General features: G+C 39.6%; 23 protein-coding genes and 1 pseudogene. 10 read left to right on the top strand and 14 right to left on the bottom strand.

The window, feature by feature from the left end:
- Positions 1 to 102 precede the first annotated feature (102 nt).
- Positions 103 to 1,335, top strand: coding sequence for a beta-ketoacyl-ACP synthase II (gene fabF / locus MHI23_RS01205; protein ID WP_342492203.1), 1,233 nt, complete (start codon positions 103 to 105; stop codon positions 1,333 to 1,335).
- A 139-nt stretch (positions 1,336 to 1,474) separates the two neighbouring features.
- Positions 1,475 to 1,696 carry a DUF255 domain-containing protein gene (locus tag MHI23_RS01200; protein ID WP_342492202.1) on the top strand — a complete coding sequence of 74 codons (222 nt, stop codon included), beginning with the start codon at positions 1,475 to 1,477 and terminating at the stop codon, positions 1,694 to 1,696.
- Here the strand turns inward: MHI23_RS01200 and MHI23_RS01195 are convergent.
- Positions 1,667 to 3,115 (bottom strand): PLP-dependent aminotransferase family protein, encoded by a 1,449-nt coding sequence (locus MHI23_RS01195; protein ID WP_342492201.1) that lies wholly within the window; start codon positions 3,113 to 3,115, stop codon positions 1,667 to 1,669. The two genes, MHI23_RS01200 and MHI23_RS01195, sit on opposite strands and share 30 nt — an antisense overlap.
- Positions 3,116 to 3,250: 135 nt before the next feature.
- On the opposite strand from MHI23_RS01195, the gene MHI23_RS01190 reads away from it, so the two are divergent.
- The 6 genes from MHI23_RS01190 to MHI23_RS01165 all read left to right on the top strand — a co-directional run bounded on the left by MHI23_RS01190 (position 3,251) and on the right by MHI23_RS01165 (position 9,852).
- The gene (locus MHI23_RS01190) at positions 3,251 to 4,162 is read left to right on the top strand and encodes an EamA family transporter (RefSeq protein WP_342492200.1); all 912 of its coding nucleotides are present in this window, start codon (positions 3,251 to 3,253) and stop codon (positions 4,160 to 4,162) included.
- 145 nt (positions 4,163 to 4,307) lie between these two features.
- Positions 4,308 to 4,469 carry a DUF255 domain-containing protein gene (locus MHI23_RS01185; RefSeq protein WP_111927599.1) on the top strand — a complete coding sequence of 54 codons (162 nt, stop codon included), beginning with the start codon at positions 4,308 to 4,310 and terminating at the stop codon, positions 4,467 to 4,469.
- A 29-nt stretch (positions 4,470 to 4,498) separates the two neighbouring features.
- On the top strand, positions 4,499 to 6,382 hold the full coding sequence (locus tag MHI23_RS01180) for a thioredoxin domain-containing protein (protein WP_342492199.1): 1,884 nt from the start codon (positions 4,499 to 4,501) through the stop codon (positions 6,380 to 6,382).
- A 152-nt stretch (positions 6,383 to 6,534) separates the two neighbouring features.
- Entirely contained in the window at positions 6,535 to 7,305 is a 771-nt protein-coding gene (locus MHI23_RS01175; protein WP_056768484.1) for a SurA N-terminal domain-containing protein, read from the top strand.
- Positions 7,306 to 7,543: 238 nt separating this feature from the next.
- Positions 7,544 to 8,878, top strand: coding sequence for a glycerol-3-phosphate transporter (glpT, locus tag MHI23_RS01170; RefSeq protein WP_061110460.1), 1,335 nt, complete (start codon positions 7,544 to 7,546; stop codon positions 8,876 to 8,878).
- A gap of 92 nt (positions 8,879 to 8,970) precedes the next feature.
- Positions 8,971 to 9,852 carry a glycerophosphodiester phosphodiesterase gene (locus MHI23_RS01165; RefSeq protein ID WP_342492198.1) on the top strand — a complete coding sequence of 294 codons (882 nt, stop codon included), beginning with the start codon at positions 8,971 to 8,973 and terminating at the stop codon, positions 9,850 to 9,852.
- 39 nt (positions 9,853 to 9,891) lie between these two features.
- On the opposite strand, the gene MHI23_RS01160 is transcribed toward MHI23_RS01165, so the two are convergent.
- The 4 genes from MHI23_RS01160 to MHI23_RS01145 all read right to left on the bottom strand — a co-directional run bounded on the left by MHI23_RS01160 (position 9,892) and on the right by MHI23_RS01145 (position 13,408).
- Positions 9,892 to 11,280 (bottom strand): amino acid permease, encoded by a 1,389-nt coding sequence (locus MHI23_RS01160; RefSeq protein WP_034621697.1) that lies wholly within the window; start codon positions 11,278 to 11,280, stop codon positions 9,892 to 9,894.
- A gap of 286 nt (positions 11,281 to 11,566) precedes the next feature.
- Complete coding sequence (locus MHI23_RS01155) at positions 11,567 to 12,172, bottom strand: ABC-2 transporter permease (RefSeq protein WP_098677709.1); 606 nt, start codon at positions 12,170 to 12,172, stop codon at positions 11,567 to 11,569.
- Entirely contained in the window at positions 12,156 to 13,031 is an 876-nt protein-coding gene (locus tag MHI23_RS01150) for an ABC transporter ATP-binding protein (protein ID WP_342492197.1), read from the bottom strand. Before MHI23_RS01150 ends, MHI23_RS01155 begins: the two co-directional genes overlap by 17 nt.
- Before the next feature lie 5 nt (positions 13,032 to 13,036).
- On the bottom strand, positions 13,037 to 13,408 hold the full coding sequence (locus MHI23_RS01145) for a GntR family transcriptional regulator (RefSeq protein WP_056768488.1): 372 nt from the start codon (positions 13,406 to 13,408) through the stop codon (positions 13,037 to 13,039).
- Between the two features lie 510 nt (positions 13,409 to 13,918).
- Here MHI23_RS01145 and MHI23_RS01140 point away from each other — a divergent pair.
- Both MHI23_RS01140 and MHI23_RS01135 read left to right on the top strand, forming a co-directional pair.
- Positions 13,919 to 14,078 (top strand): annotated as a pseudogene (locus MHI23_RS01140) (recombinase family protein); the annotation flags it as partial.
- Positions 14,079 to 14,346: 268 nt separating this feature from the next.
- On the top strand, positions 14,347 to 15,396 hold the full coding sequence (locus MHI23_RS01135) for a TauD/TfdA family dioxygenase (RefSeq protein ID WP_024427478.1): 1,050 nt from the start codon (positions 14,347 to 14,349) through the stop codon (positions 15,394 to 15,396).
- 56 nt (positions 15,397 to 15,452) lie between these two features.
- Here the strand turns inward: MHI23_RS01135 and MHI23_RS01130 are convergent, their stop codons facing one another.
- From MHI23_RS01130 to glmS, 9 genes are all read right to left on the bottom strand, one after another.
- A complete protein-coding gene (locus MHI23_RS01130; protein WP_122631569.1) occupies positions 15,453 to 16,703 on the bottom strand; it encodes an MFS transporter in 1,251 nt (416 codons plus the stop codon).
- A 364-nt stretch (positions 16,704 to 17,067) separates the two neighbouring features.
- Positions 17,068 to 18,195: a DUF418 domain-containing protein gene (locus MHI23_RS01125; RefSeq protein WP_342492196.1), complete on the bottom strand. Its 1,128-nt coding sequence runs from the start codon at positions 18,193 to 18,195 to the stop codon at positions 17,068 to 17,070.
- Positions 18,196 to 18,335: 140 nt separating this feature from the next.
- A complete protein-coding gene (locus MHI23_RS01120; RefSeq protein WP_024427480.1) occupies positions 18,336 to 18,536 on the bottom strand; it encodes a hypothetical protein in 201 nt (66 codons plus the stop codon).
- Between the two features lie 18 nt (positions 18,537 to 18,554).
- Complete coding sequence (locus tag MHI23_RS01115) at positions 18,555 to 18,980, bottom strand: TlpA disulfide reductase family protein (RefSeq protein WP_327823426.1); 426 nt, start codon at positions 18,978 to 18,980, stop codon at positions 18,555 to 18,557.
- Positions 18,980 to 19,495: a HEAT repeat domain-containing protein gene (locus tag MHI23_RS01110; RefSeq protein WP_342492195.1), complete on the bottom strand. Its 516-nt coding sequence runs from the start codon at positions 19,493 to 19,495 to the stop codon at positions 18,980 to 18,982. The genes MHI23_RS01115 and MHI23_RS01110 overlap by 1 nt, the downstream gene beginning before the upstream one ends.
- Positions 19,496 to 19,514: 19 nt before the next feature.
- Positions 19,515 to 20,933, bottom strand: a complete 1,419-nt coding sequence (gene skfF, locus MHI23_RS01105; RefSeq protein ID WP_125587500.1) for a sporulation killing factor system integral membrane protein — start codon at positions 20,931 to 20,933, stop codon at positions 19,515 to 19,517.
- Positions 20,926 to 21,648 carry an ABC transporter ATP-binding protein gene (locus tag MHI23_RS01100; protein WP_125587501.1) on the bottom strand — a complete coding sequence of 241 codons (723 nt, stop codon included), beginning with the start codon at positions 21,646 to 21,648 and terminating at the stop codon, positions 20,926 to 20,928. Before MHI23_RS01100 ends, skfF begins: the two co-directional genes overlap by 8 nt.
- Positions 21,649 to 22,275: 627 nt before the next feature.
- Positions 22,276 to 22,815, bottom strand: coding sequence for an HNH endonuclease (locus MHI23_RS01095; RefSeq protein ID WP_024427484.1), 540 nt, complete (start codon positions 22,813 to 22,815; stop codon positions 22,276 to 22,278).
- 447 nt (positions 22,816 to 23,262) lie between these two features.
- Positions 23,263 to 25,065 (bottom strand): glutamine--fructose-6-phosphate transaminase (isomerizing), encoded by a 1,803-nt coding sequence (glmS, locus tag MHI23_RS01090; RefSeq protein WP_144472626.1) that lies wholly within the window; start codon positions 25,063 to 25,065, stop codon positions 23,263 to 23,265.
- Between the last annotated feature and the right edge of the window lie 412 nt (positions 25,066 to 25,477).

Genomic DNA, 25,477 nt, shown 5'->3' with positions numbered 1-25,477 from the left:
AAGATCTCCCTTTAAAATATTATTAATTATACTAGGATAAACAACAACTTGTAATAGGATAACACAATGGCTAAAGTTAATAAAAACAAGGAGGGAATGATCATGAAAAGAGTTGTCATTACTGGAATGGGAATTATTTCTCCACTTGGAAATGATGTAAATAGCTTTTGGAATCAACTAATCAAAGGACAATCGGGAATATCTCTCATTGATTCTTTTGATACAACTGATTATAAAACAAAAATAGCTGGAATCGTTCGTGATTTCGATGCAGATGAAATATTGGGAAGAAAAGAAGCAAAACGATTAGACCGTTTTAGTCAGTTTGCCTTAGCAGCAGCCGAACAAGCATTAGAAAATTCGCAATTACAGTTAGATCAAGTTGATCTTGAACGTTTAGGCGTATATGTTGGTTCAGGAATCGGGGGAATCCAATCGCTTGTTGATCATGTCAATGTATTAGATAAACGAGGTCCCTCAAGAGTAAGCCCCAGCCTTGTCCCCATGATGATTTCAAATGCAGCTGCGGCCCAAATCAGCATTAGATTAGGGGCACAAGGGCCATCATTGTCACCAGTCACAGCTTGTTCTATTGGGAACACCGCTATTGGTGAAGCTTTCAATGCGATCCGAAATGATGATGCAGATATTATATTTGCCGGAGGAGCAGAAGCTGCTGTTTCACAGATATCTTTGGCCAGTTTTGGAAACGCACACGCACTATCTACTAGAAACCAAGACCCAAGCCGGGCCAGCCGTCCATTCGATACAGATAGAGATGGCTTTGTGATGAGTGAAGGCGCAGGTATCTTAGTATTAGAATCATTAGAAAACGCGATTCTTAGAGATGCGCCGATATTATGTGAAGTAGTTGGGTACGGAGCTAGTTCAGACGCTCATCATATGGTAGCATCCCACCCAGAAGGTAAAGGTGCCTACTTAGCCATGAAAAAGGCGTTGAGAAGTGCAAATATATCAACAGATGATATTGATGTTATTAGTGCACATGCAACAAGTACACAAGTAGGTGATCGTTCAGAAGTTCTAGCTATTAAGAAATTATTTGGTGAACGTTCAGGTGAAATTCCAACAACGGCAAACAAATCAATGACAGGGCATATGTTTGGTGCTGCCGGCGGAGTCGAAGCCATTGCTTTAGCGGAAAGTTTGAGACGAGGAATGATTCCGCCAACTATTAATGTAGAGAATCAAGATCCAGACTGCAACTTAGATGTTGTATTAGAAGCGAGACAGCTTCCATTGAAATATGGGCTATCCAATTCTTTTGGTTTTGGAGGACATAATTCAGCCATCTTGTTAAAGCATTACGATTGATGTAGCTATCAAGGGTTTATAGCCCTTGATTTTTTTCATTTTGGGAACACCTCACAGACAAATGATGACGAGCCTCAGCAATCTGATATATTAAATGGAGAAAAGGGAATACTAAAAACATTTAGAAAGCAGGTGACCCATGTCAAACAACGAAACATCCAACCCACTCATCAATGAAAGATCACCATATCTCCTTCAGCATGCCCACAACCCAGTTCACTGGTTCCCGTGGGGACAAGAAGCATTCGATAAAGCCAAACGTGAAAATAAACCAGTGCTTGTTAGCATCGGTTACGCCACTTGTCACTGTCTTTTAGTATTCATTATATATTTATCTGCTTGCCAATTCCTTAATCATTAAACCCAATTCATAAATTCCCTTTTGTAGGTCTTCAAGAGATGCATAAGCATATGATAAGCGAATATAGTTCCCCTTTTCTTGAGCATAGATACTGCCGAGATTGAGAAGTATCCCTTTTGTCAAAGCTTTTGTATAAAGTGATTTCATAGATAGTGAAGGCAATATTTTTACCCAGACAAAGAATCCTCCCTTCGGAATATTCCATGTAGCAACATTCTTCAAATTGGTTTCTAAAAGACTCATGACCAATTGCCTTCTCACCTTTAATTGACTTCTCACCTGTTCTAGATGTTGTTGGTATTCACCGGATGTAAACCACTCTGCCGCTACTCTTTGGGATAACGAACTGGAGCCGTAATCTGTTTGCATTTTTATGTCGGATAAACGTTCAATCACTGATTCTGGACCGACGATCCATCCAATTCTTAAGCCGGGGCTTAATGTCTTAGATAAACTTCCTATGTAAAGAACATGTCCATTTTTATCTATTGTTTTAATAGGATTTGGAGGAATCTCATCGATCCATAACTCACGATATATGTCATCTTCAATAATGGGAAGCTGTGCATTCTCACTTGCCGCAAGTATTTCTTCCCGTCGCCGTTCTGACATTGAGATACCGGTTGGATTATGAAAACAGGGATTTGTATATAATATAGCCCTCCCCCGCTCCCCCCTTGCCACGTGGATATGTTCCGGCAAAAGTCCATCATTATCCATAGGAACTCCAGTCAGCTTCATACCGGCTGATTGAAATACGTGTAATGAATAAAGATAGGACGGCTGGTCAAGATAAACGGTCGATCCCCTTTGTAAAAGCCCCATTGATATTAGCTGTAAGGCTTGCAGCGCACCCGAAACAATAAGAATGGAAGAAGATGAGCCTTGAATTCCCAATGTTCTTAAATAGCCACTTAATGCCTCTCGCAAAGGTAAATATCCTTTTGGTTCCTCATATCCGAATGCCTCTATGTTTTGAGATACCTTTCCCATCATCTCTTTCATAGCAGTTAAAGGAAAAATCTCCTTTGAAAGTTCTCCTTTACTGAGCTGTATAAGATCAGAGTTTGATTCTGATTTATTGATCTCTTGAACGATTTTTTGGCTTGGCCGCTGGATTCCAGAGGTTACATACTGATCCCAATCGGGGGCGGAATTCTTAGCCAAAAGTGTCCATGTATTGTTCGTAACAACTGTCCCTTTTCCCATTCTGCCTTCGATTAATCCGTCCGCCATCAATTCCTCTAAAGCTGTAATTACTGTGCTCCTATTCACCTCAAAGTGTTTGGCAAGCGTGCGCTGGCTTGGAATCTTACTTCCAATCGGCCATTCTCCATTTCCTATTTTATCTTTTATAAATTGAATGATTTGTATGTACTTAGGAAGCTTTCTCATCCTTCTTTCTTCTGAAGCGCTCATAAAAAGTATCCTCCTTAAAAACTAAAGTGGTTGGGTCAAAATCTATTTAACTGGTTGAAGTCATATCATCAAATCTTTATTAGTATAGAAACACATTAAATAACTGGTTGGTTTTTGTAAAGAGGAGTGAGAAAAATGCGAAAGAAAACAATTCGAATCGGCATATCTTACAGTCTGATGATTGGGTTGTGGGCATCAGCTTTCCCGGGAATTCGCGCGGGTTTGGAGAGTTATACGCCGGAACACCTCGCTTTGTTTCGCTTGTTGATTGGGTCAATGGCATTGTTGGTTTTTGCTGTTTTGACTCATATGCATTTACCCGACATGAAGGATATCCCTGCTATTTTATCTTTAGGATTTTTAGGTTTTACACTATATCACATTTTGCTGAATATCGGAGAAAAAACAGTCAGCGCAGGGGTAGCAAGCTTACTCGTGACCATGACACCTATTTTTTCTGCAATGTTATCTCGTCTGTTTTTTGGTGAACATTTTGGTTCTTATAAATGGATCGGCTCTATTATAAGTTTATTGGGTGTGTCGATCATTTCACTTGGGGCGGGAAACTATACAAATTCAGTGAACGGCATTTTGTTAATCCTGCTGGCAGCATTTTCGGAGAGTATTTATTTCGTTTTTCAAGCCCGCTATATAAAAAAATATGGATTTATTCCATTCGTTACATTCACTATTTGGGGCGGGACAATACCTATGCTTCTATTTCTGCCTGGCTTAGGGGAAGAGTTTTTGAACGCTTCAATGAACTCAACTTTGTCTATCGTTTATTTAGGTTTATTACCAACGGTTGTGCCTTACTTTGCACTTGCGTATGTAACTTCACTTGTCGGTGCTTCAGAAGCAACAATTTCACTTTATTTAACACCAGCCGTAGCCTTGGCCATTTCTTGGGTGTGGTTAGGTGAAGTACCTACGTTTATTGCACTGACAGGCGGGATGGTTACAGTCGTCGGGGTGTGTTTCTCCTATCTAACAGTAAATAAAAAGATAAAGATTTTAATTCCTTATTTCTTATCTAAAAAGCAATAAGGTGATGAAGTTAACCCTGAAAATAGAGTCATAAGCAGTTCTCCTTTTTAATAACTTGGGTTTGGTTCACAAAATGGAGTGTATGAATTTTTTTAGGGAATTATGGTATGTTAAACGTACAAATTAATAGAAAGCAGGTGATCCCATGCCAAACAAAAGTAAACCCAATAGATTAATCGCTGAGAAGTCTCCTTATTTACTTCAACATGCTCATAACCCTGTGGACTGGTTCCCTTGGGGAGAAGAAGCATTTGAAAAAGCGAAACGCGAAAACAAGCCTGTTCTCGTATCTATTGGGTATGGATAACCAAAGGAACATGTCACTGGTGCCACGTCATGGCACACGAAAGCTTTGAAGATCAACAAGTCGCTGACATCTTAAATGAGCATTTCATTTCAATCAAAGTCGATCGTGAGGAGCGTCCAGACATCGACTCGATGTATATGTCTGTTTGTCAGATGATGACGGGGCAAGGCGGCTGGCCGCTCAACGTGTTTGTCACGCCGGATCAAAAGCCTTTTTATGCGGGGACATATTTCCCAAAGAGAAGTGCATACGGGCGTCCTGGCTTTATCGAGGCACTGACACAACTGCTGGATGCGTACCATAACGACCGGGATCATATTGAATCATTGGCTGAGAAAGCGACAAATAACTTGCGGATTAAAGCAGCTGGGCAGACAGAAAACACACTGTCTCAAGAGGCAGTTCACAAAGCCTATTATCAGCTCATGAGCAGCTTTGATACGCTGTATGGCGGATTCGGCTCCGCACCAAAATTTCCTGCACCTCATATGCTCTCATTTCTGATGCGCTATTACGAATGGACTGAACAGGAGAATGCGCTGTATGCAGTCACGAAAACGTTAGATGGAATGGCAAATGGCGGTATATACGACCATATTGGGTCGGGTTTTTCTCGTTATTCGACGGATGAAAAATGGCTTGTGCCGCATTTTGAAAAAATGCTGTATGATAACGCGCTGCTGATGGAAGCTTACACAGAAGCGTATCAGCTCACCTCAAAACCTGAGTATAAAAAGCTTGTCCAACACCTGATCCAATTTATCAAACAAGATATGATGAATCCGGGCGGCTCATTTTATTCAGCGATAGATGCAGATTCTGAAGGGAAAGAAGGGCAATATTACGTCTGGTCAAAAGATGAGATCATCACCCATTTAGGGGAGGTGCTTGGCGCTTTATTTTGCGAAGTCTATCACATCACAGAAGAGGGGAACTTTGAAGGGGAGAACATCCCTCATACCATTTCTACCTCTTTTGAGGACATCAAAGCCTCTTTTTCGATCGATGATAAAACCCTTCAGTCTAAGCTGCAAGAAGCCCGGCATATTTTACAATCAGTCAGACAGCAGCGACCCGCGCCGCTTGTCGATGACAAGTTGCTTACATCTTGGAATGCGCTGATGATCGCAGCTCTCGCCAAAGCAGGAAGGGTCTTTGATGAAGAGGAAGCGATCCATATGGCGAAGCAGGCGATGTCTTTTCTAGAAACACATCTTGTTCAACATGAGCGGCTCATGGTCCGCTACAGAGAAGGTGACGTGAAGCATCTCGGCTTTATCGAGGATTATGCGCATATGTTAAAAGCCTATATGTCTTTATACGAAGCGACCTTTGAATTAGATTGGCTGGAAAAAGCCACAGCCATTGCAGAGAACATGTTTGAGCTGTTTTGGGACAAGGAAAAAGGGGGCTTTTTCTTCTCAGGATCAGACGCGGAATCGCTCCTCGTTCGAGAAAAAGAAGTGTACGACGGCGCCATGCCTTCTGGTAACAGCACTGCACTCAAGCACCTTCTCATGCTAAGCAGACTGACCGGACGTCAGGATTGGCTAGACACATTACAGCAGATGTTCCAAGCCTTTTATGTCGATGTCTCTTCCTACCCAAGCGGACACACAGCGTTTCTGCAAGGGCTCCTAAGTCAATATGCAACCAAAAGAGAAATCATCATTCTTGGAAAAAACGGCGACCCTCAAAAAGAACAGCTTTTACAGGCGCTTCAAAAACGCTTCGTGCCATTTGATATCATATTGACTGCCCAAACAGGGGAAGAATTAGCGAAGCTCGCGCCCTTTACAAAAGATTACAAAACAATCGATGGCAAAACCACCGTGTATATTTGTGAAAACTACAGCTGCCGCCAGCCAATCACCGATATCGACGAAGTGATGGAACAATTATTCCACAATTGAGTTTGTCATGAGATGACTATGAGAAGACAAAATGAGGACAAACAGATAAAAAACATGTCAATCCGCTAACAAATTGTCTGTACGGTTTTATTTTTCCTAAAAAACGGTTAGAATGCGCACTAGACGTTCTCATACCGAAGGGAGAGAAAATGATGAAAAAGGTATCATATACACTCATCGCTTGTTTGTTATCTGTTGGGCTTGCAGCCTGCTCGTCAAACGATGCCAAACAAGATAAGCAAAACGATTCAGCCAAAAACAAGGAAACAACACAGGCTGATCAAAAAGAGCAGCAAAAGCAAATGGAAGAAATGCAAAAGAAATTAGACGCACAAAAAATCGATGATCAAAAGGTCGTTGCGACCGTCAACAAAGACAAAATCACAGGCAGTGAATACAATAGCGCCTTATCTACCATTCAAGGCCAGCTTCAGCAGTCCGGGCAAGACCCCACTTCTAAAGAAGGCGAAAAAGCAGTCAAGAAACAAACCATTGATGCGCTCGTAGGACAAGAGCTCATCTTGCAAGATGCTGAGAAGAAGGGCTTCAAAGCCTCTGACAAAGAGGTAGATAAGCAGCTAAAGGAAGAAAAGAAACAGTTTAAAGACAACGCTCAATTCGAAGAAGCACTGAAAAAGAGCGGACTCACATTGGATCAGCTGAAAAGTGACATTGCCGACAGCATCAAATACAGCCAATATGTCGACAAAGAAATCAAATCAGCCTCCGTCTCTGAGAAAGACGTCAAAGCGTACTATGATCAATACGCAGATCAAATGAAAAAACAAAAGCAAAAAGCACCAGAATACAAAGAGGTTAAATCACAAATAAAAAAACAGCTAGAATCTCAAGAAAAGCAAAAAGAAGTACAAAAAGAAATTGAAAAACTAAAGAAATCTGCGAAAATTAATGTGACTCTGTAACCGCTAAGAAAAAATCCGCCATTGTGCGGATTTTTTTGTTACTTCACGAACCATTTTTCCAAATTTATGACAAAAGCCTCATCATAAACGTCTCTTCCATCCGATATGATGGGAGTACAAAAGAAAGCGCTAACAATTCTTTTGTCTCTGAAAAGGTACAGGATCAAAAGCCATTCTCGTACTTTTGCTCTCGTACTTTTGCTTCAGTCAATCGGACATCTACAAAAGGAGGATCTTTATGTTCAAATGGTTTAAACCTGCTCCACATATCGACAGGCTTGATGATGCCAAAACAGACGAGACGTATAAGCGGCTGCGGCTGCAAGTCTTTCTAGGCATCTTTATCGGGTATGCGGGCTACTATTTGCTGCGCAAAAATTTCGCTTTTGCCATTCCATATCTACAGGAAGAGGGGTTCACGAAAAGTGAATTAGGCTTTGTACTCGCAGCCGTATCTATCGCTTATGGCTTTAGTAAATTCATCATGGGAATGATCTCAGACCGCTGTAACCCTAGATACTTTTTAGCTGCCGGACTCTTTTTATCAGCTCTTATCAATATCCTATTTGTCTCATTTCCATGGGTCACATCCAGTGTATGGATCATGTTTTTATTCATGTTCTTAAACGGCTGGTTTCAAGGCATGGGGTGGCCGCCATGCGGGCGTACGATGGCGCACTGGTTTTCGGTTAGTGAACGTGGTACGAAAATGTCCATTTGGAATGTCGCTCACAATATCGGCGGGGGGATTCTTGCACCTCTTATCACATTAGGGATTGTACTGTTTGCGACGTGGAAAAGTATCTTTTTCTTCCCTGCCATCATTGCCATTATCGTCTCCTTCGTGATCATTCTTCTCGTACGGGATACCCCGCAATCCACTGGTCTTCCGCCAATCGAGGAATATCGAAATGACTATCCGGCACAAAAGTATGAGGATCAAGAAAAAGAATTAACAGTGAAAGAGATTTTATTTAAATATGTACTCAACAATAAATTCCTATGGTATATCGCCATTGCCAACGTGTTTGTGTACTTTGTCCGTTACGGTGTCGTTGACTGGGCGCCGACCTACTTAACAGAAGCAAAGGGCTTTTCGCCAGAGCATTCACGCTGGTCTTATTTCCTTTATGAATATGCAGGTATTCCTGGTACATTATTGTGCGGCTGGATCAGTGACCGCTTCTTTAGAAGCCGCCGCGCACCAGCTGGCGTCATCTTTATGGCTGGGGTGTTAATTGCGGTTCTTGTTTACTGGCTAAACCCTGCTGGCAATCCAATGGTCGATAACATTGCCCTTATCAGCATCGGCTTTTTGATTTACGGACCTGTTATGCTTATTGGACTTCAAGCCATTGATCTCGCTCCGAAAAAAGCAGCTGGCACTGCTGCCGGACTGACAGGCTTCTTCGGCTACATTGGCGGCTCTGCCTTTGCCAATGCCATGATGGGTGTCGTCGTCGATCACTATGACTGGACAGGAGGCTTCATTTTACTGGTTGGTTCTTGTGTGCTTGCGATTGTTTTCCTCGCCATGACATGGAATACAGGAAAGCGCGTAGAGCAAGCTTAATGAAAATCACATAAAAGATTCATATCCGCCCAACATGCTCTTTACATCTATTTCTTATGATGGAGGCAGTTACCGTAAAAGGAGGATAAAATATGAAGAAAAGTAGATTACTTGCTTTCGTGTTGCTCTCTTTTGCTTTACTGTCTTTTGCGTGGGTGCCGGCCACCGTATCGGCACATGAACATCTTTTATCTCCAGATCGCATCTTAACCGTTGCACACCGTGGAGCATCAGGGTATGCACCAGAGCATACCCTGGCTTCCTACAAGCTCGCCAAAAAGATGAATGCAGATTACCTCGAACTCGACCTTCAAATGACAAAGGATGGACATCTCATCGTGATGCATGATGAAACCGTTGATCGGACCACTAACGGAACAGGCTGGGTCAAAGACCTCACACTTGCTGAAATCAAACAGCTTGATGCTGGTACATGGTTTAACGAAGCCAATCCTGACAGACAAAATGCCAACTATATCGGACAGAGAGTCCTTACATTAGATGAGGTGCTGCGCTATTTCGGCAAACGAGAGAATTATTATATTGAAACAAAAAAACCAGACCTTTATCCGCAAATGGAAGAAAAACTATTGGCCGCCTTAAAGAAACATCACCTTCTTGGGAAACACACAAGAAAAGGGCAGGTTATCATACAATCCTTTAGTGAAGACAGCCTGCTAAAGCTTCAGAAATTAGCTCCACGCCTGCCAAAAGTACAGCTATTAGACAGAAACCAAATGACATCCATCACAGACGATCAGCTCGACTTTATCAAAACGTACGCTGTAGGGGTTGGACCGAATTTTAGAGCATTAACACCTGAAAACGTCCAGCATGTCAGAAGCCACGGACTCCTCCTTCATCCATATACGGTCAACAGCGAAGCAGATATGACCCGTCTACTGCAATACGGCGTCACCGGTCTTTTCACCAACTTTCCAGATGTCTTTAACCGTGTAAAAGCTTCACTCTAAATAAAAAAAGCCTTGCGGTCCATCCCGCAAGGCCTTTGATTATTTTACCGTTTGATCAGAAGAAGCTGTTTCAATCGGTTTTCGTTTTCCAATTCCAAATACAAAAAAGCTAAGTGCTACTAAAATCAAGAACCCAATTGCTACAATAAGAGAAATACGCGTATCCTGATTAATGAGCATAAACACAAGAACCATCAATAAAAATCCAATTGTAAGATAGTTAGAAAACGGTGCTAGCGGCATCTTGAACGGGTGCTGATCAAGCGCTGCCCCCTTCGCCTTTCTGAAGCCAATATGACTAATCAAAATGACAAACCAAGGCACCATCCCAGGAAGTACACTCGCACTATACACATAGACGAAAATATTTGGCGGAGAAACATAATTCAGGACCACTCCTATCGCTAAACCAATCAGCACAGCGAATGTCCCAAAATACGGTACACCGTTCTTCGAAATTTTTGTAAAGAAAGCAGGCGCCTGACCATTCACACCTAATGTATAAAGCATACGGCCCGCACTGAAAATACCACTATTACAGCCGGACATCGCTGCTGTAATGACAACAAAGTTAATAATACCAGCTGCTGCTGTAATCCCGATCTTCGCAAACGTCGCCACAAATGGACTGCCAAGGGTATTCAACTGATCCCAAGGATACACAGTCACAATGACAAAGATCGCACCGATATAGAAAATCAAAATACGCCAGATGATACTTTTGATGGCATTTGTCAGCGTCTTTTGCGGATTTTGCGCCTCACCCGCTGTAATCCCAATGAGCTCGACACCTTGATAAGCAGCAATAACTAGAGACAATGCAAACAGGAATCCGCTAAACCCACCTGTAAAGAACCCGCCATGCGCCCAAAGGTTAGACAGCCCAATAGGCGTTCCGCCATTTCCAAAACCGAAGAAAATAATGCCTAAACCTGCAACAATCATCAAGATAATCGTCACAATTTTGATCATCGCAAACCAAAATTCAAATTCACCAAATGACTTAACTGAAATCAAGTTGGCCGCTCCTAAAATGATCATCGCAATTAACCCTGGAATCCACGCAGGCAGCTCTGGGAACCAATATTTCATATAAGCCCCAACCGCAATAATTTCAGACATTCCGACAATGACCCACTGGAACCAGTTACTCCAAGCCGTCATATACCCTGCAAGCGGATGAATATATTGATGCCCGAATGTAGCAAATGACCCTGTACTCGGCTCAAGATATAACATTTCTCCCATCGCACGCATAATAAAAAAGATAAAAATACCACACACTGCGTAAGCTAGAAGAACGGATGGACCTGTCCATTGAATGGCCTTCGCTGACCCCATAAATAAGCCAACACCGATTGTGCCGCCAAGAGCGATCATTTGAATATGGCGGGCACTTAACCCTCTCTTTAATTCCTTTTGAGCCACTTTTCTTCCCCCTCATCAACAAACAACATAAAAAATAAAAATCAGAATTTTCATTCTGATTGAGAAACATCAATCTTTCGATGTATATTATCATAATAAATCTACCCTTAAAAAACAATTGTTTTTTTGAGGAAAACACTATTAACAAAATATTCTGACATAAAAGTAAGTTCAAATTATTTTATATTGATATAATCAATAACCAGAAAAATCTTCAAAAAAAGACCGCTCACACGGTCTTCTAAGCTCAAACTGTAAATTTATAGGAACTTCGGCAATTGCTTTCCTAAAACACTTTCCTCTGGTAAATCACAGTAGAAAGTCCCCAAGACAACAAGTAGAGGAGCATAATCAGCACAGCTGACCCCGTATATAAAACAGGGATCGATAAATTCATAATAAAATTAGTGAACCCACTAAATTGCTCTGCTAAATAGAGAACAACAGGCGGTCCCATAGCAGATAATACGATAAAGCCAATGATCACTGCCGTTGTGATATAACCAGGCTTTAAGATATAAAACAATGGAAACGTACACGCCGCGAACAATAAAAACAACCCGCTGCCAATCGCAATATCTGACAGCGAAAATAGTTTCCCAAACACAAGTAATGCAGCACTTGTCAGCCCGATCGAAATGACCATATAAAAAACGGCACCAAGATAACGGGAGGCAATAATTTCATTCCGGGTATAAGGCAAAGAATTTAATAGGATATTCGTTTCTGCCTTTTCATCATACGCATATGTGTTAAATGGAATGAAGACACTAGCGACTATAAACGTCAATACTGGATGGACATCCATGAAAATAAAAAATAAGATAAACGGAATAAAAATAAGTAACTGCTTCTTTTGCAAAATCACATCACGCTTAATTAAATGAAACATGCGCAACCCCGCCTTTCAAATAAAACATGATATCCTCAAGCGACGCCGGTTCAATCACAACAGCATCCCCAAAAATAAGTTTCACCTCATCAATCCGATCTGATAATGCTTCAAAGCCTGCTGATGTACGCTGAATATGGATAAACGCCTTTTCTGTGTCTCGATCCAATAACTCCAGGCTTCCTTTCACAAGCGCATAACTTTCTGCCACTTCATGAATCGACTGTTGAAAGACCAATCTTCCATTTTGTATAAACGCAATATAATCCGCAATCCGGTCTAAATCAGTCGTCACATGCGTCGAGAAAAAGATCGTCCGATTTCCATCAATCATCAATTCTTGTAACGTGCTGAGCAGCTCTCTTCTAAAAACCGGATCTAAACCAGCAGTTGGTTCATCCATGATGATCAGCTCTGCATGATGCGACAGCGCAATCGCTAGTGAAGCCTTCATCTGCATCCCTTTTGAAAATGTTTTGATCGCTTTATTCAGCGGCAGACCAAACTGTTCAATATATTGATTAAAAAGCTGGTCATCCCAGCGTTTATAGGCAGGAGCCACAATTCGTTTGATGTCCTTTAAATTCAACCCTGCGAAAAAAACATTGGCATCGTAAACAAATCCGATTCGTTCCTTAATCTCTTTTTCATGAGTATGATAATCCAATCCAAAAACCTTGATGTCACCTGAATCGGGCTTTAACAAATTCATGATCATTTTAATGGTGGTCGACTTACCCGCTCCATTCTCTCCAATAAACCCTGTGACAAAGCCTTTCTTAACCTGTAAATCAAGATCCTGAACGGAAAAGTCCTTGAATCGTTTCGTTACTCCTTTGAATTCAATCACATGCTCCACTCATCTCACTCCTCATATAAGAACTTTAATAACTGCTGCAATTCATCAAAAGATAAGCCTAATTCTTTCCCGTTTGTAACAACCGCTCCAAGCTGTTCCTCGATCACCTTCAATTTCTTCTCTCTCATCACTTCTAAGTTTTGTTCCGCAACAAATGAACCCTTGCCGACAATCGAATAAATAAATCCCGCCTTCTCTAACTCTTCATACGCTCGCTTTGTTGTAATCACGCTAATTTGTAGATCCTTCGCCAGTTTTCGAATAGACGGCAGCGCTGCACCTTCTTCAAGCTCACCCGTTAAAATCATCGATTTGATTTGATTCGTAATTTGCTCATAGATAGGCTCCTTAGAATGGTTTGAAATCGTAATTTGCATATAAAAACCTCTTTTTTCAGAAAAATATTGTATATACACTATATATACATTATATACACACTAAAAGAATATTCAACCATTTTAAAAATGTTCTCCTCATTTTTTTAAAATAAAAAACCGCACAGCCCTTAAGCCATGCGGTTCTTTTATCTTTTGCATTTGAATTCATTCGCCAAGCAATGAGTGTACATAATGAGCATATTGTTATAAGTAATGTGGAATTCTCTACTTATTTTGATTTGATAATAGGGCTTATCGCTGAACAATTATTCTTTTTTAACTTTGTTTTGCCTTGGCATCACTTTATAAAATTAGTCTCTAAATTTTTCACTGTCTATGGTTTTTGTTGCTCTGTATTTGAACTTGCTCCCCTTAGTGCTTACGATTACAACAATTCACTCTAGTGTTTGTATTAAGGAATTTTATACAAATAAAGGGGAAAGAGTCATTGGAAAACTGAAAAATGGTGACTCCTCTTATTATAACGTTGGATCTCCATCAGCATTTAATGAAGAAATATTAACTTGTACACACCTACCATTTGTCTAAGTTCCAAAGACTTGTTTGAACTTATTGCAATCATTAAAGAAAAGAAAGCTCGCTCGATTTATCGATAAAACCTTATAGTCATTTTTTACTCACTGTCATGGCTGGTGTAAATCGATTGGAGTGAGATTACTCACATATCACGTTCAGCGCTTTATAAATCTATTGCTCTTCATTTTGTGGAATTTCTATGAAAGGGTAATTATTAACTATCGTTTACTTTTAAACTATCAAGATATGCGTAATAAAACTTCTCCTATAAATATTTTTATATTTTTTACACTGAAATTGTCTATAAACATTGAAAATACCAATAATTTAGAATAAAATATATTTGGGATTTATAGAAATAAATCCCTTTATACAAAATAACGGAAAGGTGCTTGGTAATTATGAACTCTTCTGTAATTAGTAAAGAAAATGCTGTTAACAAATCATTTATCTTCACTCTAAGTGATGAGGAACGAGAGTTTTTATTTAACGAATTAAATCAGATTCAGTACGATCCAACAGGAAATACAGATTACATAACAGAAGTTCGAATGGCAGCAATGCGTGCTCTTCCGAAAGAAATTGTGAAATTTCTCAATCAACAAAAAACCTCATTGAAACCAGCTCCATATATTATTTTCGAAAATCTTCCAACAGATAAAGAAGTTAGATTCACACCAGATTCTCAAGATATCCCCCTAGAGGCTAAGTCAGGATTTATAAGTGAAAACCTCATAATTGCGATTGGATCACTAATTGGAGAACCTTATTCCATGTTTCATGAAGGCCAAAATATTGTTAATAACTTAATACCCAGCCTAAAAGCAAAAAAAGAATATACAGGACTTGGTTCTGAGTTTGAGTTGGATTTTCATATTGAAAATGCTGCATTAAAGTTTATGGGAACTAATAATTTTTCACCATCTGGATTACTTCTTACAGGTGTAAATAACGATCCAAAAAAGCCTCTTACACGTTTGTCTGACGCACGGAAAGCATTAAGACTTTTGTCCGAGCAAGATATTGAACAATTAAGTCAGCCTCTTTATCGAATTAAAGTTCCGTATCGCTGGAGGGTTTCAACGCCGGTCGAATTACAAGAGACAAGTCCTTCACCAATTATAAAAGGAACAATTGATTTACCAGAGGTTACAGCTGCATTTTATCCAGATATGGTAGCACCTATTAATAACTTAGCAGCTACATCATTAGAGAAATTTAGAAATGCGATTCGTAAAGTTTCATTTGGTATTGATGTTACTCCAGGTCGTCTAGTGTATATTAATAATCGATTTACATTTCATTCAAGAGATGCCTTCAAACCTACTTTGGATAAATCAGGCAACCCAATTCGGTGGTTACAGCGGATTTTTATAGCACCTGATTTATGGAATCACCGTACTCTAGAACCTGTTAAAGATCGAGTTTTTAAACTTGCTTTAAATCACTAACGAGTGTGAAAACGCCATAGAATGAAAATTAGCATTCTATGGCGTTTTTTTCTATTTTAAAGGTTGTTTTCAGTTTCTTTTTGTGTTTGATATTTATTGTTTCTTTCCGATAAGTAAAGCCATATACCCCCTATTGATATAAACAATATTAATAGGGAGAACGGTAGTTTATATCCATTAAAATAGTCCACTGATAAGCCAAATAGGGAGGGTGCCATCACAATAAAAATTTGATTTAAAGTTAAACCAAAGCTTACAGTTAATCCAATAAACTCTTTATCTGCTTTTTCAGACATTAGCACAATAAATAAACTGTACCATCCCACTCCTAAAAAACCTAAAATGAAACAAATTAAATAAAGTCCCCATAGTGGAAGATAATTCAAAAAGTAGACTAGAACAATTAAAATAACGACAGTTAATAATATTGTAAGTTGTAATGGCTTACTTCTATCTCCATTAAACAAATTGTCACTCATCCATGCTAACAATATCCGTCCAATTGCACCACCAATTAAAACCACACTTAACAACGTTCCAGAAATACTTAATGATATATGTAAGGTATTGCTTAGATAACTCATCAGGTGAGCTAATATGATTAATTGTAAAGAAATCATACTCATTCCAATAAAAAATACTGGATAAAGACTCGATTTTGCTTTAATCTTATTAATTTTCTCAAAAAAACGATCATTCTGTTGTCTTTGCGCAGTCATTCCATGATCTTTGTAGAAAATTGAAAAGATTATACCACCTGCAATTGCTACAATAGCTTGTGTTAATTTAACTGAAGATAAACCATAATGATAAAAGAAAAAAGGTAGGGATGTTGAAGCTAAAGCACCACCAAGTGGTATTCCAGTTTGACGAATTCCCATTGCAAGTCCTCTGTTTTTGTTTTTAGGGAACCAATTGATGATTGCACTGCTCCCCCCTGGTTGAGCCGTTCCATACCAAACCCCGACAAAAGCAAGAACAATCAAAAGGTATATATATTCATTAACAGGAATTGTTATTAACATGGTAAGTCCTAGTAAGATTGAGCCTATTCCTACAACCCACCGCTCACCGTATTTATCCATTATGTTACCGAATATTAGCATAGAGAATATAGGGCCAATATTTACAGCTGATACTATTAAACCTGTTTGAAATTGTGATAAGTTATATATTTCTTGACAAAATGTTGCTAAAGGACCTACTCCGTAATTTACAAATGTTGCACACGTTTGTGAAAAGGTAGCTATTATGAGTATAACCCATCTATAGCTCCCCTTTTCATGATTAGCTTTAATTTGTGACATGTAACCCACCTCTCTTTTTATTCTAAATATGTAAACTTTATGTCATTATCTCAAAAATAAAAAGAAGTTTGAATGGGGTTTTTAAATTTTCTATCCGATTTAAAATATACTGGATAAATGTTATATAACGGTGACCTGTATAAGTTTCAGAGAAAATTATAAAATTCAATCATCACCCTAGTAGGAATAGTTCTTAAATTCAATTAAGATGGAACCCGTATTTATACATATTTATTTTTTCCAATACTCATGATTAGTAAAAATTAATTTTGAGGATTCCTAAAAGAGTCATAGGAGATTACAGTCTTAAAGTGCTCTATTCTCAATAGTAAACTCCTTACCTGTTCACGTTTTAATAAAACACTTATTTCCAATATACCCATTTTCCCATAAGCCACTCCACAGGACCTCTTCTCCATTTTTTCAAATAGAGATAGCTGATGAACAGCTGTGCTGTGTACAGTCCGGCAGCAAGCAGCAGCCCAAACATTGACCCCAATTGTCCAAATAGACCAAGTCCATAAGAATAGAAAATCGTTGTACAAATAATCGACTGCGCCAAATAGTTTGAGAGAGACAAACGGCCAAGCCCTGCAAGCAGACGTTTGAGGCCTTGAGCTGCCTTCGAATAGTAGAAAACAATAAAAGCTTGAATATACCCAATCGTCAGAACATAAGCACCGAATGTAATCACGAATTCACTCCAAGGAGCATCAATGAACGTCGCACATTTTAAAACGAGCCCGATGATAATCATCCAAACCCAGCCTTTACGATAAGCCATGCCTCGATCTTCTTCTGTCAAATGACCCTTTTTCCCGATCGCCATGCCAAGCAGTGCAAACGGGCCAACCATGATTGTACCAAAAAGAAAACCTAATATTGGCATAAGCGCAATGGTCACGATCGCCAGAATCATGGTCACAATCATCATATCGTCTTCAACCGTAATCCGGCTGAGCAAAATATCCCCATAATCACCTTTCGCATACACATCGGTTAATAAATCATCAGTTCCATAAACAAATTTCATCATGTATGGCAAAACGACTAATGACAACGCACCTAACACACCCGACCAAATAAGCATTGTTTTAATCCGGCTGCTCAAAAACATCATCAAGAAAAACGTACAAGCTCCATAATAAAGAAGAATGTCACCGTTCCAAATAAAGATGTAATGCAGCATCCCAAGCACAATCAAACCAAAACCACGGCGAACGACAATGGCATTCGTATTCAGCCCCTTGGCCTTCGTCGATTCAATCAGCTTGATAAAAGAATACCCAAACAAAAAAGAAAAAATCGGATAAAAAGACCCTTGGAACAAAATTTCCGTTAGATATACACCAAATTCCTGTCCCCAAAAACTCGAATCAAACATTTTCTCAAAATCATAATCATATTGGAAATTAAGCATATTCACAATCAAAATACCTAATAAACTAAAACCACGTAAACTATCAATTAACTCAACCCTAGATCCCTTCAAGACGACAGCTCCTTCGGACAATATAAAGATAAAGCATATTTATCCTACCACACTTTTAAAAAAATGGTTTCCATCCCCATGTGAAAAAGTGTGTTTTAAGGTAAATTTAATAAAAAAACCTAGAATCTATATTCTAGGTATCATACTAAATACTTATGACTTTCTTCTTCCCGCAGCACACGCTTCAAATAAAACAAAATTCCCAAACCGAATAAAATCAACGCCATTTCCAAGTCTGCAGAAATCGGCAACCATTTCAGCATCATTAAAATCAGCAAAACTGCTCCAACACCTGCGAAAAAAATGACGTTTCTTTTTAATTCTTTGTTTGATTGAAACAACACTCTCTCCTGCACTATTTAACCAATTGAATGTTTTTCTAACTTTTTCAATATTCTTTCCCAGCCGGTATCTCCCATTTTTCGATCTATTAACTGCCCCTCTTGATCAAAGAGGCAAAAGCTAGGTAATCCTTGAATCTTATACTTTGCAACAATCTCATAATCTTGATCCAATACAATAGGAGCGTTCATATTCTTTTCCTCTGCATACTCTGAAACAACATCTGCCGATTTTTCCTCTTCTGTATATGGAACATGGACACAGGTTAAATGAATACCCAGCTCATTCATACGTTGTAGGATATGATTGGTTAATTCTTCACAATGAGGACAATTGACTGACCAAAAATAAAGAAGCTGATGCTGTCCCTTAGGTACACTCCTTTGATCTGAAGGATAAATCCAAGGAAGATTCTCAGGCCAGTTGAGTTTCTGCGTTTCCACTATTCATCCCCCTTTTCCTTTAGCTGAAAAGCAATAATCTTCCCTAATGCTTCCTCTGCAGCAAAAGGCGCTACGTTGCCTGATGGATTTTCTTGTTCTTGTTTTAAGCACTCATACATGTTTTTTTCGATTTTTGATGGATCAATCCAAGAAATACACCATGATGCCCAAAAACAAGTAGGCCCCTCATAACGTTTCGCTAATGGCAGAAGGAATGGCAGACTAGGCTGCCCAATCCTCATGAGTGAGATGGCAGCAGCCATTCTTGTCTCCTCTTCGTCACTCTCTAAGAGGTTGGCTAAGGACTCAGCTGCGTCCTCTGCATCCGCTCCAAATTCACCCAGTACAGCTGCTGCAATATTTCGCAGAGACCCCTTTTCTTTTAAAGCTTCAACAAGCACGGGCACTGCATCTTTTCCTGATTTTCTCAATTCCCCCATTGCTTGAACGATCGTTACTTCATTTGTATTGGCCAATTGTTGAATGGATTGAGACAGCTTATTTTCTGGTTTCATTTACAATCAACTCCTCTTTTTAATGAACCGCACGGTATCGATAACAAAGCACATAAAATCCAGCCCCAGCAGCTAGGGATACAATTGTAGTCAACAAGCCATCAGTGATGAGATGAATGCTAATCATGACCATCGCACTGATCACAAACGCAAATAGCAATGATCGATAATAGGCAGCTAAAGCAAAACTCATTTCTCGTCTCAGAGGCTGCATAAAGGCAAAGAGCCGTATGGCCAAAAACCATATATAAACTTCTCCACCAAAGGTCCAATACAAAACATCCTGAATCTCAACCAAATAAAGAGAAATCAAGTAGAAAGCATACAGCCAAAAGGTTTGAAACACCTCTAACAGAATGATTTTTTGATATAAAGCACCTGGAAAAAGGTAGAGCACTCCCGTTTGTGCGTGTCTTACAATCCCTGCATAATATGAACTAAAAAGAACGGATGCCGCGATGACGATCAAGAATAGATTCAGCCAATCTGAAAAATAAGTAAAGACGACATAGTAAGTACCAATTAACAGCATAGTAGATAGTACATGGAAAATCATATACTTTTTTATCAGCAATAATTCAATCCAAAGAAAAGCCCAAATGCCCGTTAATGCCGGAAGTCCCCACCATGTCCTGCTCTTTTTTTGAACGATTGGACTTGATTGAATATGTTTTCCCTCAAATTCCTCCCAAAATACTGCTTCCTTGACTAAAGACTCCTTCATCTCTAAACGATGACTAGCCTTGTACATCATCATGAAAGATAGAAACATCACTCCAATAAAAATGAAGACAGAAAGAATGGAGAACTCTTCGATCATACGTCCAGATTGAAACATCAAAGAATCAGCAAAGTTCATCAATGGAGGCTGTTTCATCACCAATTGATTCAAAACAAGTAGTGCAAAGCTGAAAAACATCAAGACAAAACTGAGTAAGAGCAAACGCTTGTATACTCGAATGGTTCTAGCACAAGAAACCGCAATCATCCAAGTTTCGACCAAACATAACAGCCCTGTCAGAATGAGTGATTTGCCAAGCAGAAACGGGTACTGCTGCGTCATAAAAAACAGGAGTAGATCGGCAGTTACAGCAGAGAAAATGAGAAGAGCCCCTCTCCAGAAAATGTGATACATCCACACACTGATAACAACCGTCCATAAAGAAACGCCATTTCCATATAACCAAATGATATCGTTCATTTGGCTAGGCAGCCGGTTCGTAAACAAACCAACCCCCGTATAAAGAACAAACAAACAGATAATGATCCATCCAGCTGTACCCGTATTCCAATCACCCATACTTGAAACTGCACTTAGCTGAAAACCAATTGCCGCTATGAAAAGAAGTAAGATCAGAAAAGGCATTTTCTTTTCTTGATTTTTACTGATCAAGCGCCTTTGAGATTTCATCCATAAAAGGGAGAGTGTGTTATTCACTTGACCACTCCCCCAAAAGTTGAATAACTTCTGCCCTCCACTCAACCTGTTCTTCCTTTAATTGAGGAACATCCATACTCTTCATGATGGCACCGTCTCGAATCAATACAACCCTGCTAGCCGTATCAAGGACAAACTCCAGACTATGAGTCGACACAAAGACCGCCCCACCTTGACTGCTTTTTTGTCTCAGCCAATCCGACAGCCACTGTTTTGACGGTATATCTAACCCGACAGTCGGTTCATCTAATATAAAAAGGGAGGCATCTTGAACAATGGCTCCTGCTAAGACGACACGCTGCTTTTGGCCTCTTGACAGCCTTCCACACAGTTCATTCATCTTCTTTTCCATATGTACTTCTTTCAACGCTTCATATACCTTTTCCTTGATCTGTTTTAAGCCCTTATGATATCCACGAGCACGGAATTGAACATGTTCAGCAGCCGTTAAATCTGGATACAAATACGGCTGATCAGGAATAAGAGCTACTTGTTTTTGGACATGGGCATGACCAGGCGGGAAACCCTCTATGAGAATTTCCCCTCCATCTGGTTTATATAGACCCGTTAAACATCGAATCGTTGTCGTCTTCCCAGCACCATTAGGCCCAAGCAGCGCCACAACCTCTCCTGCTTCGATGGAAAATGACAGACCTTCTATCCCATCACCATTGCTATATCGTTTGCTTACATTCTGAACCTCCATGAATGGCATCAAATCTCTCCTTTTGATTAGAGTGATGTATGCTTATCTATGGTGTGTTATAAAATCAAAAAACGAATGTCAATAGACCCACTAATCTCTTAACCTAATATTACCATATAAGGGATATATAAATAAGAGAGGATTAACAGAATATATTTTATAAATATACTAAAAAAGGGATGAGCATCCTATCGCATCCCTTTTACTATTAAACAATTTATTAATTTGAATTATGAGCTAAAATAATTAACCTAACTGATCTCCATATAACTCTATCTTGAAAGCAGGATTGTAAGGATCATCACATAATGGCAAGTGTTCTCCTATCTTTTTAGCTGTTTTGTTTCAAATTCTCTAGGGCTAATTTCTGATTGGATACATCTACGATGGAATTAACTAATCACTTCTCATATAGTTTCGAATTCCTTTTCATATATAAAGAACTATCTCCGTTCTCTTAAACTTGAACAAGAGATTCTGTTCTCAACTTCGTCAATTCCACCCAATCTTTCATGAGCGTAACTTCTTTATCTCTTTTTCCTGATGATTTAAGCCTATCTTCTAAACACGATTCCATTTAACATGAAAATTACTTTTAACAGAGATAAATGATTAGGTCAAGGTTATGTGAGTCGTTCAATTGATCTTTGAACTGTTACCATACTTCTGATCGTATTGTTTTAAAGCCATTCGAAATATCCCAGCCACTGTAGCCTTATTATAATAATATTGACCAAAATGGTAAGAAGCTCTTTCATATTGTTTTATTAGTATCTTTTGAAATACTTCACCTTTTTCATTACTTTCAATATTTCTCCTCCTCATCTCATCTTCAAATGATTTTCCATAAATAAAATTATATTCTTTACTGCTTTCGATTATCCAAAAAGTATCATAAAATGAAGTTTTATAAGCCTTTATCCATTTCCACATGACTTCTGCATCAGACACATTAGGATTTTCATGATGGCAGCGTTTACAAAGAAGAACGAGATTTTCTACTTCATCGCTTCCCCCTAACGATCTAGGAACGATATGACATCTTTCTAACGGAGTCTTATATCCACACCTCCAACAGCGTTCATGTGCTTCACTATGGTCAACGCTTAAATCACATTCATCAACGATACTAAACCAGTAGTCTACAATATCCTCTTTTTTTGTTTTGATATTCAACAACTCCTTTACTAATTAACCTGCTAAAATCGAAAAACATTTACATATTATAGTATACTCTTGTCTACTATGAAGTTGTTATCAGAATGATGAGATTAATCATATCGGACAACAATATATTATTAGTGACGAACAAAATCTTTTCGAGAAATTAGGAATAACTGATTTTGATTTTTGCGGACTTATCTTCGGTTCCCCAAAATACATTTAAAGGTGACTTAATAAATTGGAACGTACATAATTAGCAAATGCCAGTTTACATAATAGAGAACATCTGTTTATTAAAAAAGATTAGAGTTTATAGTCAATCATTAACATCCATAAAAAAGATTGAATAACTCCTTAAACGCTTTGAAAATGGGGATTATTCGCAAATAAAGATAACCTAAACAAAAAACACCCCTTTGACAAATTCTCAAAGGGGTGTTTCATTATAAAAATTAATCCCTACTCCACCGTCACACTCTTCGCAAGGTTACGTGGTTTATCCACATCACATCCGCGGTGAAGTGCTGCGTAGTATGCGATCAGCTGTAATGGGACAACAGATGCAAGTGGTGCAAGTGCTGGGTGTACAGCTGGAAGGACGAAACGGTCGCCTTCGTCTTCTAGGCCTTTTAGTGAGATGACACATGGGTTTGCTCCGCGTGCAACGACTTCTTTGACGTTACCGCGAATGCTGAGGTTCACGTGCTCTTGCGTTGCAAGGGCAATGACCGGTGTGCCTTCTTCAATTAAAGCAATTGTGCCGTGTTTGAGTTCTCCGCCAGCAAAGCCTTCTGCTTGGATGTAAGAGATCTCTTTTAGTTTTAGTGAACCTTCAAGGCACACATAGTAGTCAAGTCCTCTTCCGATAAAGAATGCGTTACGTGTCACTGTGAAGAAGTCACGAGCGATTTGTTCCATTTCATCCTTTTGATCGACAAGGGCTTCCATTGCGTTTGCTACAATACCAAGCTCTTTGACAAGATCAAAGTCAAGAGATTGACCATTTAATTCAGCTGCAACAGATGCAAGGATTGCAAGGACAGCGATTTGAGCTGTGTAGGCTTTTGTTGAAGCCACTGCGATTTCTGGTCCTGCATGAAGAAGCAATGTGAAGTCCGCTTCACGAGAAAGCGTAGATCCTGGTACGTTTGTGATCGTTAATGCTTTATGACCAAGCTCTTTGACTTGAACAAGTACAGCACGGCTGTCCGCAGTCTCTCCAGATTGAGAAAGGAAGATGAACAGCGGCTTTTTCGATAGAAGCGGCATGTTGTAAGAGAATTCACTTGCTACATGGACTTCTACAGGTACTTTCGCCCAGTCTTCAATGTATTGTTTACCGACAAGTCCAGCATGGTAGCTCGTTCCGCAAGCCACAATGTAAATGCGGTCTGCTTCTGCTACCGCGCTGGCGATATCGCCAGCGACTGACAGTTTGCCGTTTTCGTCTTGATATTCTTGGATGATTTTGCGCATAACAAGCGGCTGTTCATCCGTTTCTTTTAACATGTAGTGAGGATATGTGCCTTTCTCAATGTCGCTTGCATCAAGCTCAGCGATATAAGAAGGACGTGTCATGATATCACCGTCAAGGTTTTTGATGATGACCTCGTCTTTTGTGACAATGACCATTTCTTTATCCATTAATTCCGCATATTCGTTTGTTACTTGAAGCATCGCCATTGCGTCAGAAGCCACAACGTTGAATCCTTCGCCGAAACCAACCAATAATGGGCTTTTGTTTTTCGCCACATAGATTGTTTCTTTGTTTTCGTTATCGAAAAGGGCAATTGCGTAAGAGCCTTTTAGTTGAAGAAGCGTTTGACGGAAAGCTTCTTCTGTATCAAGACCTCTGTTTACAAATTGTTCGATGACTTGAACAACAACCTCTGTATCTGTGTCGCTTTTTAGTGTGACGTCTTGTAAATATTCGCGTGTCAATTGTACATAGTTCTCAATGACACCGTTATGAACAAGCGTAAAACGGCCAGAAGCACTTTGATGCGGATGCGCATTTAGATGGCTTGGTACACCGTGTGTTGCCCAGCGTGTATGTCCGATTCCTGCTGAAGATGCTACGTTTGCATCCACGACTTCTCGAAGCTCAGCGATACGTCCTTTTTCTTTGAACACATGCACGCCTTCTTCGTTTGCCACAGCGATACCTGCTGAATCATACCCGCGGTACTCAAGCTTCTCTAAACCTTTTAGTAAGATTTCCTTCGCATCATTCTGACCAATATAACCTACGATTCCACACATAAATATTCTTCCTCCCGATCATGTGAAAGGGACAAAGAAAGCCTACTAAAATAGAAGGGACATTTCTTCGTCCCTCTCTACATGTTTATTTTGGGAGATCATGTGTATTCCCTTTGGACAAAGAGTCACCTCTTTGGTTTAAAGAAACACTTACGGCTGTGATCTCTTTTTTTGATCAGCCGGGAGGCATCCGCCGAAAATTCGATAACCTCCATCCTCGTCAACTAAGCATCTTTCGTCCGATCGCTTAGTTCGGGCGCTATAATTATAAGAGAGTTTCTGAACATCTACCCTGCCTTTCCTGATAGAATAAAAATCCAGTAACACAAGGATGATTGTACTATAAGGTCTGACCTCCGTCAATCACAATGTAGCGGGTGATCCCCTTCATTTGAGAAAGTGAGACCTCCAT

Source organism: Bacillus sp. FSL M7-0003 (assembly GCF_038628485.1).
GTDB lineage: Bacteria > Bacillota > Bacilli > Bacillales > Bacillaceae > Bacillus > Bacillus safensis.
This window is presented reverse-complemented; position numbering and strand designations above follow the sequence as displayed.

Excerpts from the sequence above, each read along its gene's own strand:
- glmS (WP_144472626.1), bottom strand. The coding sequence starts at position 25,065 with ATGTGTGGAATCGTAGGTTATATTGGTCAGAATGATGCGAAGGAAATC.
- MHI23_RS01110 (WP_342492195.1), bottom strand. The coding sequence starts at position 19,495 with ATGAAACCAGAAAATAAGCTGTCTCAATCCATTCAACAATTGGCCAAT.
- MHI23_RS01195 (WP_342492201.1), bottom strand. The coding sequence starts at position 3,115 with ATGAGCGCTTCAGAAGAAAGAAGGATGAGAAAGCTTCCTAAGTACATA.
- MHI23_RS01145 (WP_056768488.1), bottom strand. The coding sequence starts at position 13,408 with ATGCAAATTACGATTTCAAACCATTCTAAGGAGCCTATCTATGAGCAA.
- MHI23_RS01130 (WP_122631569.1), bottom strand. The coding sequence starts at position 16,703 with ATGTCACAAATTAAAGCTAATCATGAAAAGGGGAGCTATAGATGGGTT.
- MHI23_RS01175 (WP_056768484.1), top strand. The coding sequence starts at position 6,535 with ATGAAAAAGGTATCATATACACTCATCGCTTGTTTGTTATCTGTTGGG.
- MHI23_RS01155 (WP_098677709.1), bottom strand. The coding sequence starts at position 12,172 with ATGTTTCATTTAATTAAGCGTGATGTGATTTTGCAAAAGAAGCAGTTA.
- MHI23_RS01100 (WP_125587501.1), bottom strand. The coding sequence starts at position 21,648 with ATGCCATTCATGGAGGTTCAGAATGTAAGCAAACGATATAGCAATGGT.
- fabF (WP_342492203.1), top strand. The coding sequence starts at position 103 with ATGAAAAGAGTTGTCATTACTGGAATGGGAATTATTTCTCCACTTGGA.
- glpT (WP_061110460.1), top strand. The coding sequence starts at position 7,544 with ATGTTCAAATGGTTTAAACCTGCTCCACATATCGACAGGCTTGATGAT.
- MHI23_RS01190 (WP_342492200.1), top strand. The coding sequence starts at position 3,251 with ATGCGAAAGAAAACAATTCGAATCGGCATATCTTACAGTCTGATGATT.
- MHI23_RS01165 (WP_342492198.1), top strand. The coding sequence starts at position 8,971 with ATGAAGAAAAGTAGATTACTTGCTTTCGTGTTGCTCTCTTTTGCTTTA.
- MHI23_RS01200 (WP_342492202.1), top strand. The coding sequence starts at position 1,475 with ATGTCAAACAACGAAACATCCAACCCACTCATCAATGAAAGATCACCA.
- MHI23_RS01135 (WP_024427478.1), top strand. The coding sequence starts at position 14,347 with ATGAACTCTTCTGTAATTAGTAAAGAAAATGCTGTTAACAAATCATTT.
- MHI23_RS01185 (WP_111927599.1), top strand. The coding sequence starts at position 4,308 with ATGCCAAACAAAAGTAAACCCAATAGATTAATCGCTGAGAAGTCTCCT.
- MHI23_RS01180 (WP_342492199.1), top strand. The coding sequence starts at position 4,499 with ATGGCACACGAAAGCTTTGAAGATCAACAAGTCGCTGACATCTTAAAT.